Below are 16,420 nucleotides of genomic sequence, written 5' to 3'. Positions count from 1 at the left end.
ACGGACACCAAATGAGCAAAAGCATACTTATAGTCGATGATGAAGATGGAATCAGATATTCTCTTAGAGGCGTCTTAGAAGATGAAGGTTTTTCCGTAAGCGAAGCTGACAGCGGCGAAAACGCATTGAAATCTATATCGGACGATATGCCGGATCTGGTTTTTCTGGATATCTGGCTGCCCGGAATGGACGGACTTGAAGTTCTGGACCGCATCAAAAAAGAATGGGACTGGCTACCCGTAGTGATGATTTCCGGTCATGGAAATATCGAAACAGCTGTTTCTGCAATCAAAAAAGGCGCTTTTGATTTCATTGAAAAACCCCTTTCACTGGAAAAAGTAGTTATCACTGCTGAAAAAGCAGTCAAATTTTCGAACTTGCAATCTGAAAACAAAGCTCTGCGAACCCGTATTGAAACTGAACAACCTGCCAAATTGACAGGCCGCTCCGAAGCAATCGTATCCTTGCGCGAAATTATCGGGCAAGTTGCTCCGACTGACGCGTGGGTTCTCATCACCGGCGAAAACGGGACCGGCAAAGAAATTGTCGCTCGCTCAATCCATTCGCAAAGCCTTCGTAAAGACAGGCCGCTGGTTGCCGTAAACTGCGCGGCAATACCGGAAGAACTTATCGAATCAGAACTTTTCGGACATGAAAAAGGAGCCTTCACGGGAGCCGAAAGAGCACAGGAAGGCAAATTTGAGCTGGCGGACACCGGAACTCTCTTTCTCGACGAAATTGGCGATATGAGCCTGAAAACACAGGCCAAAATACTAAGGATTCTTCAAGAACAGTGTTTTGAAAGAGTCGGTGGTCGTAAAACAATCAATGTGAATGTGCGCGTTATCGCTGCAACAAACAAAGACCTTTTTCAGGAAATTAAAAACGGTAATTTCCGCGAAGATTTATACTACAGGCTTAAAGTTTTCCCTCTCGAAGTTGCTCCTCTAAGAGACCGGTCGGAAGATATTCCGCTACTTATCGAAGAATTTATAACCCGCCTCAACAGACAGCATGGATTCAAACCGCTGACGTTTACAAACGCGGCATTGAAAGTTCTGTCCGAATACGCATGGCCCGGAAATGTCCGTGAACTGAAAAATTTTGTGGAACGGATGCTTATTATATTCGGCGGCAAGGAAGTGGGACCGGATAAACTGCCCCCCGAGATTGCGGACAACCCCAAAGTTGAAAGTATCGAACAGGATCAACTGCCTCTTCCGCTTCCTGAAGGCCAACTGGATTTCAAAAAAGCCCGCGCGGACTTTGAAGCCCAGTTCCTTGAAACTAAACTGAAAGAATTCAACGGCAGTGTCTCAAAACTGGCAGAAGCTGTCGGACTTGAAAGAAGTTCATTATATCGCAAACTTAAATCTTACGAGATTCAGACGGATTAGATAAAAATTAGGGTCCGAGCCAGTTAATGGCTCCGGTATCTGTATTATAAACAGCTCCCATAACCTGAACTTTACCTGACCGGACTTTATCAAGCACTCCGGGGCAGTGCCCTAAAATATCACGTAAAACCTGCCGAACATTCGTTTCAGCAACCTTATCAACCAGCTCATTTCCTTTTAATGAAGGATACATAAGCTTGGTCATTTTTATGGCCGGCTCCATTTTACCCATCAGTTGAACCAGATATCCCTTAACGGGCATCTTTTCGACCGCAGCCTTAATGATACTGCTTCTTGTGTGTCCCATGACGACAAGAAGCGGTGTTTCAAGCGCAAGCATTGAGTATTCCACAGAGGCCAGAGTATCTGTTCCTGCCACATTTCCAGCGGTCCGCACTGTGTAAATATCACCCAACCCCCGGTCAAAAATCAGCACAGGATCTACCCGCGAATCTGCTCCGGTAACAACCGTTGCAAAGGGCTGCTCCCCTTTCAGAGCCAGCACTTTTCGCTGATGGGAAGTTTGATTCGGATATACACTGGAACCTTTTACAAAACGCTGATTACCTTCCTTCAAAAGTACAAAGGCCTGATCCGCATCAAGCAAAGGTTGATCAAGGATGGCGGAACCGTTTTGAGCAAAACTAATTCCCGCTGTCATCGATAGCAGGATTAATATTATAAAAATTGAAAACGATTTTCTCAATTTGAGTCTCCGCCGGTTTGGTAAGTTTAATCTTTATAAAGATACCATACATACCGGAAGCATGTTTTTGCAAGCAGGCTAAAGAAATATAATAATTCACCGATTTAGCTAGTAAGACATCAAATCGGGAGGTGTCCGGAACGTCCTCACGGACAGTCCGTAACAAATACCATGTTCGATCCTTCACCCCGTCAGGTTAAGTCCATCACTTGCACCTGATTAAGCTTAAGGATCTAACGTGGTATTTTTTTGCTTTTTTCACAGGGCAAGGTCTTAGAAAAATATCTCTGGCAGGATTTGACTACGCTGGTTGCCGTGACAGACGGGGAAGGATTACACCCGAAAGTGTTCACCTATAATGAAGAAGGTGATCCCGTCAGCATGACTTTTGAAGGACGCACCTTCCTTTTTGCGACAAATCAGGTCGGCACAATCTTCATGGTTGCGGACGAAAGAGGTTATGATGTAAAGCGGATTATATATGATTCGTTTGGTAATGTATTGCTCGATAGCGGGATCAGCTTAGAAGTGTGTTTAGGATTCGCCGCGGGACTAACAGATAAAGAGACCGGACTCGTTCACTTCGGCTATCGCGAATACTGTCCCACTATCGGCAGGTTCATAACACCCGATCCAATCGGTTTAGCTGGCGGGGATGTGGATGTTTATGGCTACTGTCTCGATGATCCTATTAATTTTCATGACCGGACGGGGCTTGCTGGAAAGAGTGAAAATGAAGAAAAAGAAAGTTATTCAGATAAAATTATCAAAAAAATTCCAGGATTCAAACGAGCTACCGAAATCGCAATTGAAGAGGTAAAAAAGAGGGGTAAAGGGAATCATAATAATGAAGGAGACGCGATGCGTCACGCTGAATGGAGTAGACGTATGACTAACGAGCTTGGTTCTGCCAGAGCATGGGCATTCGGTGTTGCACATGAAATAGAGGGCCTAGTAAAGAAAGGTCAACCATGGGGGGAAGCAATGATGGATCTCAAAAATAATGCAGAAGGTCGGGCTGCCTCATCAGAAAAAAGGCCTGTAGACCGTAGTAAACTTCAAAAGAAACCTAAGAATGAAGTTGATGTAAATCCTTATAATGACATGTAAAGAGAGTAAAAAATGAAAATAATTTTTTACTTTATTTCAATATTTTTTGCAGCATGGATTGGTGGATGCATTAACGAAATGCTACCTAAGGATAATTACGGATTTATTTTTATAGAAAATCAAAGTGGTGAAGATATAACGAAATCAACAGTCCAAATAAGAGAACTTATATTCTCTTTACCCCATATTCCAGATAAGAAAATTATCTATGGGAAATATTTGATTCTTGGAGATTCGCACTATGAAGTAAACGCGACTCTTAAATCAGGTAAACGTATAAATATATCATCCGGCTATATGACTAGCGGGCTAGATTCATTTGATCTTTTTATAATAAAAAACAATAAAATTGATCACAAACAAATACCGAATATGGAAGATATAAATTTGAACCATAAACCAGAATAACCGTCTAGTAATCCCCGTACCCCAAAAGTGCGGGGATTGCTATTTTGACCACAGATATCGCGAATACTATCCCACCATCGGCAGGTTCGTAACACCCGATCCAATTGGTTTAGCTGGCGGGGACGTGGATATTTATGGGTATTGCCTCGATGATCCGATTAATTTTCATGACCGGACGGGATTGGCTGGGAAGAGTGAAGAAAAGAAAAAAGGAGCTTTTTCAAAAATAATCTCAGGATTACGTAAAGCTTCAACTGCAATCCCGAAAGGACTTGAAGGGGCAACGGAAAAAAGCATTAAGGGCATTAAAAAAGCTACTGCCGAAGGTGGAAAAGCTGCGGTAAAAGCTCTTGATAAAGGGGCAGATGCAGCGGATGAGGCTGTTGGGAAAACTGTAGATGAATTTAAAAATAATAAAGAATTACGAAAGTATACTAAGATAACTCTCGGGGTAGGGGCGCTGCCTATTGCTTTAGCTTCGGGAGTCGCAGCCGGCCCTGCTGTTTCAAGTGCAGCGGCATCTGTTGCAACTAAGATAGCTACGACTCCAGGAGCACAAACTTTATTAGATTTTGCAAAGGGAGCACTTGTTGAAGACGGACTTGCCACAGCTCCGAACTCTGTTGCGGAAGCCGCAGGAGAAGCAAGTATGGAAGCATATAATAATATTAAAAAACTTATTTCAAAATCAAATGGTGTGAAAAAAAATGAACATTCAACAAATAAAAAATCATCAAAATAAAATACGATCATACTTTTCCAAAGCAATTAGCATTTTATTAGGGTTCTTCCTTCTTTGTTGGAGTATGCCTTTTTCAGAAACAGCGACGACTCATATAAAGGGAAACCCTGTAGGGCTGGCTGGCCGTTGGACTATGACGATTATAGGGCTAATCCTGATCGGCTACAGTCTTTTTTATAAACCAAAATTACCAAACAAAATGGTAGAATTAGAAGACACAATCTGTCCAAAATGTGAAACTACTTTTGGTATAGGAGAAGCTCCCAAAAACGAACTTTGCCCCAATTGCAAGGATCTGTTGGAACCTCTAAAAGGTTTCTATGACAGGCATCCTGAATTAAAAAATATTAAGAGTGATAAGAATTAATTACATCAACCCCGACTTCGGTCGGGGCATTTTTTTAATACGACCCCACCATCGGCAGGTTCATAACCCCCGACCCAATCGGTTTAGCTGGCGAGGATGTGGATGTTTATGGCTACTGCCTCGACGATCCGATTAATTTTCATGACCGGACGGGGCTTTTTCATCCCTCCCATACTTACAAAAATATTACCTCAACATTTGAACCCCATTCTTTCATATGATATGACAGACTTGATTTAAAAAATAATTATTTCAATTTCAGTACTTGTCATGAGGTTCATTATGAAAACATTTCTGCTGACCTTTGTAGTTGGTGCTTTACTGCTTGCAACATATCCTGCGGCAGCATGCACAACCACTCTCACAGGTAAAAAAGCTTCTGCTGACGGCTCTGTAATGGTTTCGCACTCAGATGACGGCCTCGGAGACGGACGACTTATTTATGTCCCCGCAATGGACCATAAAAAAGGGAGCATGCGTGCTGTATATTACGACGGTTGCTCTCTGGGATACAAACCGGAATGGGGCGGGAGCGAAACTCAACGCCTTGTAGCAAAGGACCGCGGCCCCGGTTATGACACAGCAGGCTACACACACAGCGTCCCCATCGGGTATATCCCGCAGGTTAAACATACCTACGCATATTTTGATGCCAACTACGGCATTATGAATGAACACCAGCTTTCTATCGGAGAATGTACTGATAAGGCTAAAGTCGAGCCGGAACCTGCTCCGGGTAAACGCTTATTCTACTCCTCTGAACTTTCACGGGTCGCTTTAGAGCGATGCACAAAAGCACGCGAAGCCGTAAAACTTATGGGCAAACTCATCGATAAATACGGTTATTACGGAACAGGAGAAACACTTCTTGTTGCCGACACCGAAGAAGGATGGGTTATGGAAATGTGCGGCTATGAAAAGGATGGAACAGGCGGTGTATGGGTTGCCCAGCGCGTTCCTGACGACAGTTTTTTTGTAGCTGCAAATCAGTTCCGCATCCGCGATATAAGAGATTCGCGGGACATGATGCATTCCAAAAATGTATTCTCCGCAGCAAAAGAAAAGGGCTGGTGGTCACCTAAAAACGGCCCGCTGGACTGGACTAAAACATATGGTGACGGTGAATATCATCACCCCTATTACTCATTACGCAGAGTCTGGAGAGCGCAATCCCTTGTTGCACCTTCCAAAAAACTTTCAGCGTGGGTGAAAGGTCCGTTAACAAAAAAATACCCCTTCGCAATCAAGCCCGATAATAAACTAAGTGTAGAAAATATTTTTACTATTCACAGAGACAACTACGAAGGTACTGAATTCGACCTGACAAAAGGGTTGGCTGCCGGACCTTTTAACGATCCCAACCGATTTGAGGGGCAAGCCGAATCCGTTTCCAAAAAGGAAGGTGAACTCAGCACTGTCAAAGGAGCCTTTGAACGTCCGCTGAACATTTACAGATGTGTTTATGCCTACGTAAACCAGTCCCGCAAGTGGCTTCCTGACTCCATAGGCGGATTAACATGGTATGGACCGGACCGTCCGGCAACGGCCTGTCTGATGCCTTTTTATGCCGGAGTTAACAACCTGCCCGCCCCGCTGCAACAGGGTGACATTCTAAAATTCGACCGCAACAGCATGTGGACCGCTTTCAACTACGTCGCCAATTATGCAATGCTCAAATATTCTTTCATGATAAAAGACATTCACTCTGTGCGTGATCGTTTTGAGGCGGAAGCATTCGGTAGACAATTAGGAATTGAGCAGACCGCACTCAGTCTGATCAAAAACAAAAAAAAGGCCGAAGCAAAAGAAATGCTCACAAAATATTGTGACGATAATGCTCAAAAAGTGCTGAACAAATGGTGGAAGCTGTCCGAACATCTCTACATCAAATACAATGACGGCTATCTCAACACTTCTGCCGGAATTGCCCAGTCCGTATTCTATCCGGCATGGTGGCTGAAACAAGTCGGATATGAAAAAGGTCCGCTGACCTACGCCAAACATCCCGGAGAACATTAAAACAATAAAACCCGGCCTTGAACTTATTCAAGGCCGGGTTTTTAATTATTAATACTTAAGTAAAAAAAGATACGTATAAACTATTTCTTCTCAGGATCTTTAGAACAATCCAGCCTCATTTCAACCAGATCTTCTTCATAATTTTCGCTGATCTCAAATCCGAACTTACGCGACAACCCCTGCATTGCTTTGTTTTCAAACAAAGTCTGCCCAACCAGCCAATGAGTTCCCCTTTCGCGGGTGTACCGGATAATTTTATGGAAAAGCATACTGCCAAGACCGGTTCCCGTAAGATCGGACCTGACCAATATAGCAAATTCTGCCTCTGAATTATCCGGCTTGGTTGATGTTCGCACAACACCCAATGTTTCCGGTATTCCTTTCGGCCCTATCGCTGTGGCAATAAAAGCCATTTCGCGATCATAATTAATCTGGGTGAAACGTGACATATCTTTATGGTCGAAATCCCTGCGGACCACTCCGAAAAAGCGCATCCGCATATCCTCATCCGACACCTGATCTAAAAAGACATAATGTGCAGGCTCATCCTCTGGTCTTATGGGACGTAATGTTACCTGTCTGCTGTCTCTCAGCACCACACATTCTTCAAGCTCTCTAGGATAAGGTCTGATTGCCAGTTCGGGACAATTTTCCCCGCATTCTGCAATCCTTACCTTCGCACCCAAAGCGAGAACTCCGGTATCATCAGCATAAAGCGGATTGATATCAAGATGCACAATTTGTGGAATATCAATGAAAAGCTGCGATACCTGAATAAGAGTCAGACAAAGATCTTCAATATCCACGGGAGGCTGAGTAGGTGTTCCTGATAAAAGCCTGAAAATACGGGTCCGGCTGATAAGTTCACGGGCCAGACTCATATTAAGCGGCACCATTGCGATGGCTTGATCCCGAACAACCTCTCTGGTCATTCCGCCATGTCCGAAATGAATAATCGGCCCGAAAGTAGGATCGACAGAGGCTGAAATAAACAACTCATGTGCTCTGGATCTTCTGCCCATTTTCTGAACAGTGAATCCTTCAATATAGGCATCAGGTCTTTGTCTGTTCACACGGGTCAACATATTCGCCGCTGTCTCCCAGACTTTTTCGGGACTGTCGAGATCGAGAACAACGCCGCCCACATCATAGGGCTGGCTGATTTGAGGGGACCGAATTTTAAGAGCAACAGGACAACCCAGTTCATCCGCAGCAATAACGGCCTCACGCGCTGAAACAGCTATTTTGGTTTCAACGACAGGAAGACCGTAAGCCGCAAGGACTTTATGGGACTCCGGCTCATTTAAGGATTCACGGCCCTGTGTAAGAGCTTTGCGGACAATCTCACGGGCGGAAGTAGTATCGGGAAAAAAGTCAGAAGGCAGAGAATCCGGTGTTTCAGTCAGTAGTTCCTGATTTCGCTGATACTCAGCCATATACATAAACGCGCGCACAGCCTGATCTGCACTTTCATAAGTCGGTATTCCCGCAAAAGAAAAAACTTTTCTGGCTTTACGGGACATACCTGAACCAAGCCACGCGGTCAGAACCATACGTCTGATTTTTTTAAGCCCCTTGGCTATCGTTTCAGCTGTTTCCACCCCTGAAAGACCTGAAAAAGGAACATTGACAATTAAAACTGCGTCCACATCCTTATCTTTAATAAGAATTTTAACAGCTTCAAGATATGTTTCCCCCGAAGTATCAAAACCCACACTGACCGGATTTGCTTTGCCCCATCTTCCTGCAAAAAGTTTATCAAGCTTCTCTATTGTCTCATCTGAAATCTTAGCCAGCTTGCCGCCGCGGCTGATAAGTCCGTCTGCGGCTGTCAGCCCTGCACTTGTACCGTTTGCAAGAATTGCCAAGCGATTACCGCGAACAGGCTGTCGAAGACTGGCTAGAGTCTGGGCTGCATCGAAAAGACCATCAATGGTCTGCACTCGCAACATTCCGGCCCTGCGGAAAGCAACATCGAAAACTTCATCTGCCCTTGCACTCATGGTATTACCAAGCTGAGACAGTTCCTGCGTCACCTGCTGCAAGGCAAGACCGGGACGAATTACCAGTACAGGCTTGTTGCGGGACGCTGCACGGGCAGCGGACATAAAGTCTCTGGCATCGTTAATTGACTCAATATAGAGCAGAATAGAGCGGGTTTGAGAATCAGACCCCAGATAATCAAGAACATCTCCGAAAGTTAAATCAATTCGGCTTCCCATAGATATCACATGGGAAAAACCGATATCGTTAGTATGCGCCCAGTCGAGAACTGTCGGAATAAAACTGTCAGACTGTGAAACAAATGCTATTTTGCCTGCCTTTGCAGGGAGAGGAGCTATGCTGGCATTCAGATTCAAAGATGGAATAATAAATCCCAGACTTTTCGGACCTAAAATCCTCATCTGTGGAGAATTCGCGGCTTTCAAAAGTTCTCTGCTGAGCTTACCCCTTTCCATTTCGGTCATTTCACTGAATCCGGGACCAATCAAGGCAGCAGCTTTTACGCCTCTTTTACGTAATTTTATGAGCAGCTCCGGACATTCTGCCAAAGGGCGGCAGATAATAGCCAGATCAGGAACTTTAGGCAGAGCTTCCACGTCTTTATATGTGAGAACCCCTGAAATGGCTTCCGCATCCGTACTTACAGGCATGACCGGACCGAGAAACCCGCCTCCCATGAGATTGCGCATGAGAATATTGCCCGGATTACCAGGCTCGTTGGTGGCACCGATAACGGCTACGGACCTAGGCTGAAAAAGGAATCCCAGATTAACAACACTCATGAAAGCCTCTTTTTAATATTCAGAAGATGAAAAACAGCTCTAATATCGTCATACCTATGTATTGAAACCATTATCAAGCATAAACTACCTTGAGTTTTAGTGGTAACAGAAAATTATCAGGATTGAAATTACGAGTTCAGCACTATCCATCCCGATAGAAACAGAGTATATATTGAGTTGAGGTGCACAACCCCCGAAAAGACAGGAAATATCAGAGTAAAAATATGAGTGAAAAATCCATCGAGAATTTGATGACGGAACAAAGAACCTTTGATCCGCCTGCAGATATGCAAAATCAGGCTTTTATCGGAAGCATGGAAAAATATGACGAAGCTTGCAGAAAAGCAGTAAAAGACCCCGAAGGATTCTGGGCGGAAAGAGCGCGGGAACTACTCCACTGGAACCGTGATTTTCGCACGACTCTCGTCTCCGACCCTGAAAAACATGAATACAGCTGGTTTGAAGGCGGACGACTCAACGCTTCATACAACTGCCTGGACCGTCACCTGACAGCCGGACGCAGAAATAAAGCCGCGCTCATCTGGCAGGGCGAACCGGAAGAAGATGTACTTGTTTTCACTTACCAGATGCTGCATCGCAAAGTGTGCAGATTTGCCAATGTTCTGAAAAAAATGGGTATCGGCAAAGGAGACCGGGTCGTAATATATCTACCTATGGTTCCTGAACTGGTTATAGCCATGCTTGCTTGCGCCCGTATCGGCGCTGTACACTCCATTGTTTTTGCCGGATTTTCAGCAATCAGCCTGCAAAACCGTATTCTTGACTGCGATGCCAAAGTCCTGATTACAGGAGACGGCGTACTCAGAGGCGGAAAAACAATTCCCCTGAAAAAGAATGTGGATGAAGCTCTGTTTTCATGCCCGTCGATTGAACAAGTCATAGTCGTCAAGAGAACCGGTGAGAAAATAAACTTTATCGAAGGCAGAGATACTTGGTGGCACGAAGAAATGGCTGCTGATGATATCCTTGATTGCTGCGAACCTGTTCCTCTAAACTCAAACGACCCACTTTTTATTCTTTATACATCCGGCAGCTCCGGAAAGCCCAAAGGGGTAGTTCATACAGTCGGGGGATACCTCACATGTGTGGCACACACTTCTCAGTGGGTTTTCGATCTTAAAGAAGACGATGTTCACTGGTGCACGGCGGATATCGGCTGGGTCACAGGCCACAGTTATACCGTATACGGACCGCTCGCTCTCGGAGCTACAACCTTACTGTTTGAGGGAGTCCCGACCTATCCGAAGCCGGACAGGTTCTGGAACATCATAAATAAATTTGGCGTAAATATTTTCTATACCACCCCCACAGCCATAAGAGCGCTTATGCGGGAGGGCAGGCAGTGGACCGAAAAATACGACCTCTCGTCACTTAGAATTCTCGGAACCGTCGGAGAACCAATCAGCCCGGAAGTCTGGATGTGGTACCATACCCATGTGGGCAAAGAAAAACTGCCACTGCTCGATACATGGTGGCAGACAGAAACGGGTGGCATCATGATTTCTCCGCTGCCCTATGCGACCACGCTTAAACCGGGCTCCACCACAAAACCGCTGCCCGGAATCAATGCCGCAGTAGTCCGCAGTGACGGCACTCCCGCAGAAGTGAACGAGGGCGGACATCTGGTTATCACAGATCCTTGGCCGGGAATGCTGCATTCTATAAACAACGACCGCGAACGATATAACAGGACATACTTCGAACGTTTCCCCGGCATGTATGAAACCGGAGACGGCGCACGGATTGATGAAGACGGTTTCTTCTGGATTATGGGCAGACTTGATGATGTTATAAACGTCTCAGGCCACAGGCTCGGAACTGCGGAAATTGAATCAGCCCTTGTTGCTCATCCCGATGTGACTGAAGCGGCTGTAGTCGGTGTTCCACATCAGATTAAAGGACAGTCCATATATGCATACGTAACCCTGCGTCCCGGCCTCGATGAAGACGAAGAAATGGGCAAGATTCTTCGTGACTGGGTCCGCAAAGAAATCGGAGCGGTTGCTGTTCCGGAGACCATACAATTCTCCGAAGGACTCCCTAAAACACGCTCTGGAAAAATCATGCGCAGAATTCTTCGTCAAATTGCAGCCGGAGAAAACGAATTCGGAGACACCTCAACGCTCTCAGACTCTTCTGTTATCAGTCAGTTGATAGAAGGACAAAAAGTCCTGTTTGAATAAAACAACTCAGGTAAGGATACATGCCAAACGAAAAGGACAAACTCGAAACCTGCCTTGAACTCATCAGAAACAATAATATTCTGGTTCTCTCTACACAGGGAGAACCCTACCCTCTTTCCTCGCTTATGACTTATGCCAACTCCGACGATGCGTCTGAGATATACATGATCAGCCGCAAAAACAGCAACAAATGGAAGAATATCGAGAAAAACCCACAAGTGAGCCTGCTTATCGATGACCGGGACGGTAAACTTGAAAAACGACAGGGAGAAATAAAAGCATTAACCATAACAGGCATACATACTCCCATCTCATCCATCAGCGAACGCGCTGATATTATAGAACTTATCTCCAAAGAGAACTCGAACATCGCGGATCTTTTCTCGGGACCGGAATGTGAAATTATCAGGATAAAAGCCGAATCTTTTCAGCTTCTCGATGGCCCTGACAAGGCTTTTATACGAACAAAATTGACGAAAAAGCCTCTAAACGATTTTACCTCATAACAGCTATATGATATCATACAAACATAAGTATCTAGCTATTATTGTTTATTAATAATAAAAAAGATCATCGACTCACTAGATTCATCAGCCTCATTTGCACGAAGAGAGAAGACGGTATGTTTAAATCCATGAGAGCAATTATACTCCTTTTTGTCGCCGGGCTTGTTATCATAACAACCGCGGGGATTACTTTCTTTGCGCAAAGAGAAGTAACTAACTCAGTATACCAGTCTGAATACAACAATGCACAAGCTCTCATCGATTCAACTCTGCTCAATGTCTCAAACGAGTACCAAAGCTTACTCTTTTTTGAAAAAGCCACCCTTGAAAGCCGCAAGAGTGAGCTAAAAGACATTGTAGGTATAGCATACGCAGCTGTATTTTTAAATTATGAAAAATATAAACAAGGCACACTTACAGAGAAGGAAGCCAAGACTCTCAGTCTCGAACAGCTTAAAAATATGAGCTATGACAACGGGGTCGGCTATATCTGGATTAACGACACTGGGAAGCCTGTCCCAAGCATGATAATGCACACAACACTGCCGGAACTTGACGGCAAAATTTTGGATGATCCTAGCTTCAACACCGCATCAGGTAATAGCAAAAATCTATTCGCAGCCTCCAGAGACATATGCGAAGAAAAGGGGGCCGGATACGTCGAATATCTATGGCCTAAGCCAAGTCCTGCCGGCCTAACCGAAGACCAGCCTAAAATTTCGTACGTTAAAATTTTTAAAGAATGGAACTGGATTATAGGGTCCGGCGTTTACGTAGATGACATTGAAACGGATGTTCGCAAACGCTTTGATGCAATGCTGCATGAACTGCAAGTCTCATTGGCAAAGATTAAACTTGGAGAAAGCGGATACATCTTTATCTTTACCGGAAACCAAGAATTAGTTGTGCATCCCACATATGCAGGTATGAACACCTCAACATTACGAAATCCAGAAACAGGAGAACTTATAGGTGAGGAGCTGATCGAGTCTTCCAATAAAACCGGAGTACTTGAATACATGTGGGATAAACCTCCATACCACCTCGGTGAGTTTAAATTCAAAAAACGTACCTACGTCAGACATTTCGAACCACTGGACTGGTATGTATGTTCCTCTATTTATGTAGGAGAATTAGAACAACCGGGAATAGAACTCAGAAATAAAATAATTCTTCTCTCTTTGGGTTTTCTTGCCCTTGCTCTCGCTTTTGCCACTATACTTTCAAGAAGAATTGCACAGCCTCTTTTAAAATTAACTGCGGCCAGCCGTGCAATCGGGGAAAACGGCATATCAGCGGCAAACATTCCTGTCGGCGGCCCCACAGAAACCAGAGAACTGGGAATCGTCATCAATCAAATGATAAATTCCGTCAGACGCGGCATTCTCGAAAAAGAGCATCTGGTGGAAGAACTGGAGAAAGGGAACGAAGAGCTGTCATCCACAAACGAACATCTTGAAATAGAAATAAACGAACATGCACGAGTTGAAAAAGAACTTCTGCGACTTCGCAATCACCTTAAAAACATTATTGATTCCATGCCTTCAATTCTCGTAGGGGTCGACAACAAAGATCGTGTCACCCAATGGAACTCCGGGGCAGAAATTGCAACAGGATTTTCTTTAGAAGAAGCGCTGAATCGTCGCCTATACAATGTCTTCCCAGAATTGTCTTACGAATTAAAACGTGCAAAGCGAGTCGTTAAAAACGGAAAAACATACGAACGGGTCCGCACCCCCCGCAAGGTGGACAACGAAGTACATTATGGGAACATCACTATCTACCCACTTATAGGAGACGACATAGAAGGAGCAGTTATCCGCCTGGATGATGTGACGGCTCGCGTCCAAATCGAAGAAATTATGATTCAGACCGAGAAAATGATGTCTGTGGGAGGACTTGCGGCAGGCATGGCCCATGAAATAAATAATCCTCTCGGAGGGATTCTCCAAGGCGCGCAAAACATTGAACGACGCCTTTCTCCTGATTTGCCTGGTAATATCAAAGCGGCTGAAGAACGCGGACTCTCCCTTGAAGTCATGCAAAATTATATGGAAGAGCGCAAGATATTCAAAATGCTGAACAATATACGAAGTGCTGCCGAGAGGGCCGCGAAGATAATGGCAAATATGCTCGATTTCAGCCGCAAAACGGATGTGCGCCACACTTCATGTCAGATGAGCGATCTCGTTGATAAAGCTCTGGCTCTGGCCGAGCAGGATTATAACCTAAAGAAAAACTACGACTTCAAACAAATCAATATTGTAAAAGATTACAATAACGATTTGCCTTTTGTTGTTTGTGCTCCAACTGAAATAGAACAAGTATTGCTGAATCTTTTAGGCAATGCGGCTCACGCTATAAGTAGTGTGGAAAATCCGGAAGCCCCTGCACAGATCACTATCAGAGTAAAAGAAGAAGACGGATATGTAACAACTGAAGTTAAAGACAATGGACCGGGAATGGACAAACAGACCCGCAAGAGAGTTTTCGAACCATTCTTTACAACTAAGCCGAAAGGGATTGGAACAGGTTTAGGACTCTCTGTTTCATACTTCATAATCACTCAGAATCACGGCGGAACTTTCTCAGTAGACTCTACCCCGGGCAAAGGAACTGAATTTATTTTTCAGCTACCTATAAATCGCTAAGACTGTTTCCAAAGCCGCTCATAAAAATCATTCAAAGATGTCCCCGTGTATCCATTGCTTTGTAGCAGAGGCACAACTTAAATTTTCACGGTAACAAGAGTCCCTTCCTCATCAGAAGAGGTCATATTGATCTCACCACCATGAACCCGGGCAATAAGACTGGCGGAATAGGTTCCGAGACCTGTCCCCCCTTTTTTACCCTCTGTTGAATATTTTTCAAAAAAAGTTTTTCGTATGGCAGCAGGGACAGCTCCGTAATTGTGAACAGCAATTGAAAAATCATCTTCACCGGAAAAAGCAACTGTTACGGGCTTTCCTTCAGGAGTCGCTTCGAATCCGTTTTTCACAAGATTCGCCAGCATAGAGAACAGAAGCAACTCTTCGCCTCTGACGTAAAAGCTCTCTTCGCCGTTCCATTTCGCTTTATTCACAAAAATATGCAAAGCAGAATTTTTAGACTTAATCACATCTATAAGATCAAGCTCAATACGCTGTATCATCGGAATAATATTAACATTTTCGGGAACGACGTTATAAGTTCCTGATTCCATTTTATATAAATCATACGATCTGTTGATAAGACCAAGCATGCGATAACCAGAGTCTTGAATAGCTTGTATCATTTCTATTTTATCTGGATCTTCTTCTTCAGCAAGAAGCAGATGAGGCAGATTTATTACTGCATTAAGCGGAGTTTTAAGATCGTGATGAGTTATTCTGTTCACATCTTCCCTTAAAATCATCGCCTTCTGGTGATTTATTACATCTATTAATGTCGATGCTATAGAACTACAAAAATGTTCCAGAAAATCCGTTCCCATTTCAGGATTAAATCTGCTGACAGAAGGATCATAAATAGAAAGGAGCCCTATCATTTCATCAGGGCTATACTTATCCATCAGCCCGAAAGCAAAACACGACCCACCACTTTCAGGGCTCATTTCCGGGTCTCCAAAAAAAACATCAGGCCGCATCATACGTGAAAGAGGGCCTATAAAAACTCTATTACCAGTGTTGCGAAGAGTTGAGTCTATGAAACGCATACACCCTTTTAAAAAAAATGAAGGTATTCCTGAATCCGGCAACCCTTCACAAAGTTTGCGGTCTAATACAACTGTAACTCTGTGAACTCCCAATTCATTGGCAATATCTTTCAACATGTCTGGTAAATCTGAAAGATCTTTGAGTGTATTTGCATAATCCAGCGCGCGACAAAATTTACGGAACAACTCAAAATCAGAATTATAAGCTGAAAGCGCCAGCTTCAGCTTTGCTTCCAGCTTTTCAACTTTGTCTTCACTCTCGGCAAGGGCATTGCCCGCAGAAAGGAACTCATCTTCCTGACGAAGAAACATGTCTCTTACAAACACATAGTTTTCGAAAATAGACTGTGCTAAAGCTGAAGCCTTTTTTACTTCGCCCTGCTCCGCAAACAGCTTGAGAACATCAAGCTGCTCCCCGAACTTTCTAAGCGTAGGCAAATCATTCATAAGCTGTCCCCAATCTATTGAAAATTCCAATTAC

13 protein-coding genes are annotated in these 16,420 nt (G+C 44.2%); 10 read left to right on the top strand and 3 right to left on the bottom strand.

The genetic code is table 11. The features are described from left to right. Positions 1–11 precede the first annotated feature (11 nt). Positions 12–1,397 (top strand): sigma-54-dependent transcriptional regulator, encoded by a 1,386-nt coding sequence (locus tag BLT41_RS03340; RefSeq protein ID WP_092158213.1) that lies wholly within the window; start codon positions 12–14, stop codon positions 1,395–1,397. A 7-nt stretch (positions 1,398–1,404) separates the two neighbouring features. Here the strand turns inward: BLT41_RS03340 and BLT41_RS03335 are convergent, their stop codons facing one another. After that, positions 1,405–2,103 (bottom strand): carbonic anhydrase, encoded by a 699-nt coding sequence (locus BLT41_RS03335; protein WP_244512185.1) that lies wholly within the window; start codon positions 2,101–2,103, stop codon positions 1,405–1,407. Positions 2,104–2,352: 249 nt separating this feature from the next. On the opposite strand from BLT41_RS03335, the gene BLT41_RS03330 reads away from it, so the two are divergent. The 6 genes from BLT41_RS03330 (at position 2,353) to BLT41_RS03305 (ending at position 6,749) form a co-directional block, all read left to right on the top strand. After that, positions 2,353–3,213 (top strand): RHS repeat domain-containing protein, encoded by an 861-nt coding sequence (locus BLT41_RS03330; protein WP_211477646.1) that lies wholly within the window; start codon positions 2,353–2,355, stop codon positions 3,211–3,213. A 12-nt stretch (positions 3,214–3,225) separates the two neighbouring features. Then, positions 3,226–3,621, top strand: coding sequence for a hypothetical protein (locus tag BLT41_RS03325; RefSeq protein WP_092158211.1), 396 nt, complete (start codon positions 3,226–3,228; stop codon positions 3,619–3,621). After that, complete coding sequence (locus BLT41_RS03320; protein ID WP_092158209.1) at positions 3,608–4,363, top strand: RHS repeat-associated core domain-containing protein; 756 nt, start codon at positions 3,608–3,610, stop codon at positions 4,361–4,363. The genes BLT41_RS03325 and BLT41_RS03320 overlap by 14 nt, the downstream gene beginning before the upstream one ends. 64 nt (positions 4,364–4,427) lie before the next feature. Beyond that, positions 4,428–4,730 carry a hypothetical protein gene (locus BLT41_RS03315; protein WP_170830296.1) on the top strand — a complete coding sequence of 101 codons (303 nt, stop codon included), beginning with the start codon at positions 4,428–4,430 and terminating at the stop codon, positions 4,728–4,730. Positions 4,731–4,780: 50 nt separating this feature from the next. Then, on the top strand, positions 4,781–4,951 hold the full coding sequence (locus BLT41_RS03310; protein ID WP_092158206.1) for an RHS repeat-associated core domain-containing protein: 171 nt from the start codon (positions 4,781–4,783) through the stop codon (positions 4,949–4,951). A 61-nt stretch (positions 4,952–5,012) separates the two neighbouring features. Further along, on the top strand, positions 5,013–6,749 hold the full coding sequence (locus BLT41_RS03305; protein WP_211477645.1) for a dipeptidase: 1,737 nt from the start codon (positions 5,013–5,015) through the stop codon (positions 6,747–6,749). A gap of 80 nt (positions 6,750–6,829) precedes the next feature. Here BLT41_RS03305 and BLT41_RS03300 read toward each other — a convergent pair whose 3' ends face one another. Continuing rightward, entirely contained in the window at positions 6,830–9,535 is a 2,706-nt protein-coding gene (locus BLT41_RS03300; protein ID WP_092158202.1) for a bifunctional acetate--CoA ligase family protein/GNAT family N-acetyltransferase, read from the bottom strand. Positions 9,536–9,759: 224 nt separating this feature from the next. Between BLT41_RS03300 and acs the strand changes: the two genes are divergently transcribed. From acs to BLT41_RS03285, 3 genes are all read left to right on the top strand, one after another. Continuing rightward, complete coding sequence (gene acs, locus BLT41_RS03295) at positions 9,760–11,739, top strand: acetate--CoA ligase (protein ID WP_092158200.1); 1,980 nt, start codon at positions 9,760–9,762, stop codon at positions 11,737–11,739. Between the two features lie 20 nt (positions 11,740–11,759). Next, positions 11,760–12,245, top strand: coding sequence for a pyridoxamine 5'-phosphate oxidase family protein (locus tag BLT41_RS03290; RefSeq protein WP_092158198.1), 486 nt, complete (start codon positions 11,760–11,762; stop codon positions 12,243–12,245). 116 nt (positions 12,246–12,361) lie between these two features. Continuing rightward, positions 12,362–14,896, top strand: coding sequence for a cache domain-containing protein (locus BLT41_RS03285; RefSeq protein ID WP_092158197.1), 2,535 nt, complete (start codon positions 12,362–12,364; stop codon positions 14,894–14,896). A 77-nt stretch (positions 14,897–14,973) separates the two neighbouring features. Here BLT41_RS03285 and BLT41_RS03280 read toward each other — a convergent pair whose 3' ends face one another. Then, the gene (locus BLT41_RS03280) at positions 14,974–16,386 is read right to left on the bottom strand and encodes a sensor histidine kinase (RefSeq protein WP_092158195.1); all 1,413 of its coding nucleotides are present in this window, start codon (positions 16,384–16,386) and stop codon (positions 14,974–14,976) included. Positions 16,387–16,420: the final 34 nt, after the last annotated feature.

This window comes from Maridesulfovibrio ferrireducens, assembly GCF_900101105.1.
In the GTDB taxonomy this organism is placed as follows: domain Bacteria; phylum Desulfobacterota; class Desulfovibrionia; order Desulfovibrionales; family Desulfovibrionaceae; genus Maridesulfovibrio; species Maridesulfovibrio ferrireducens.
Note: the sequence above shows the minus strand (reverse complement) of the source record. Positions and strands in the feature narration are given on the sequence as shown.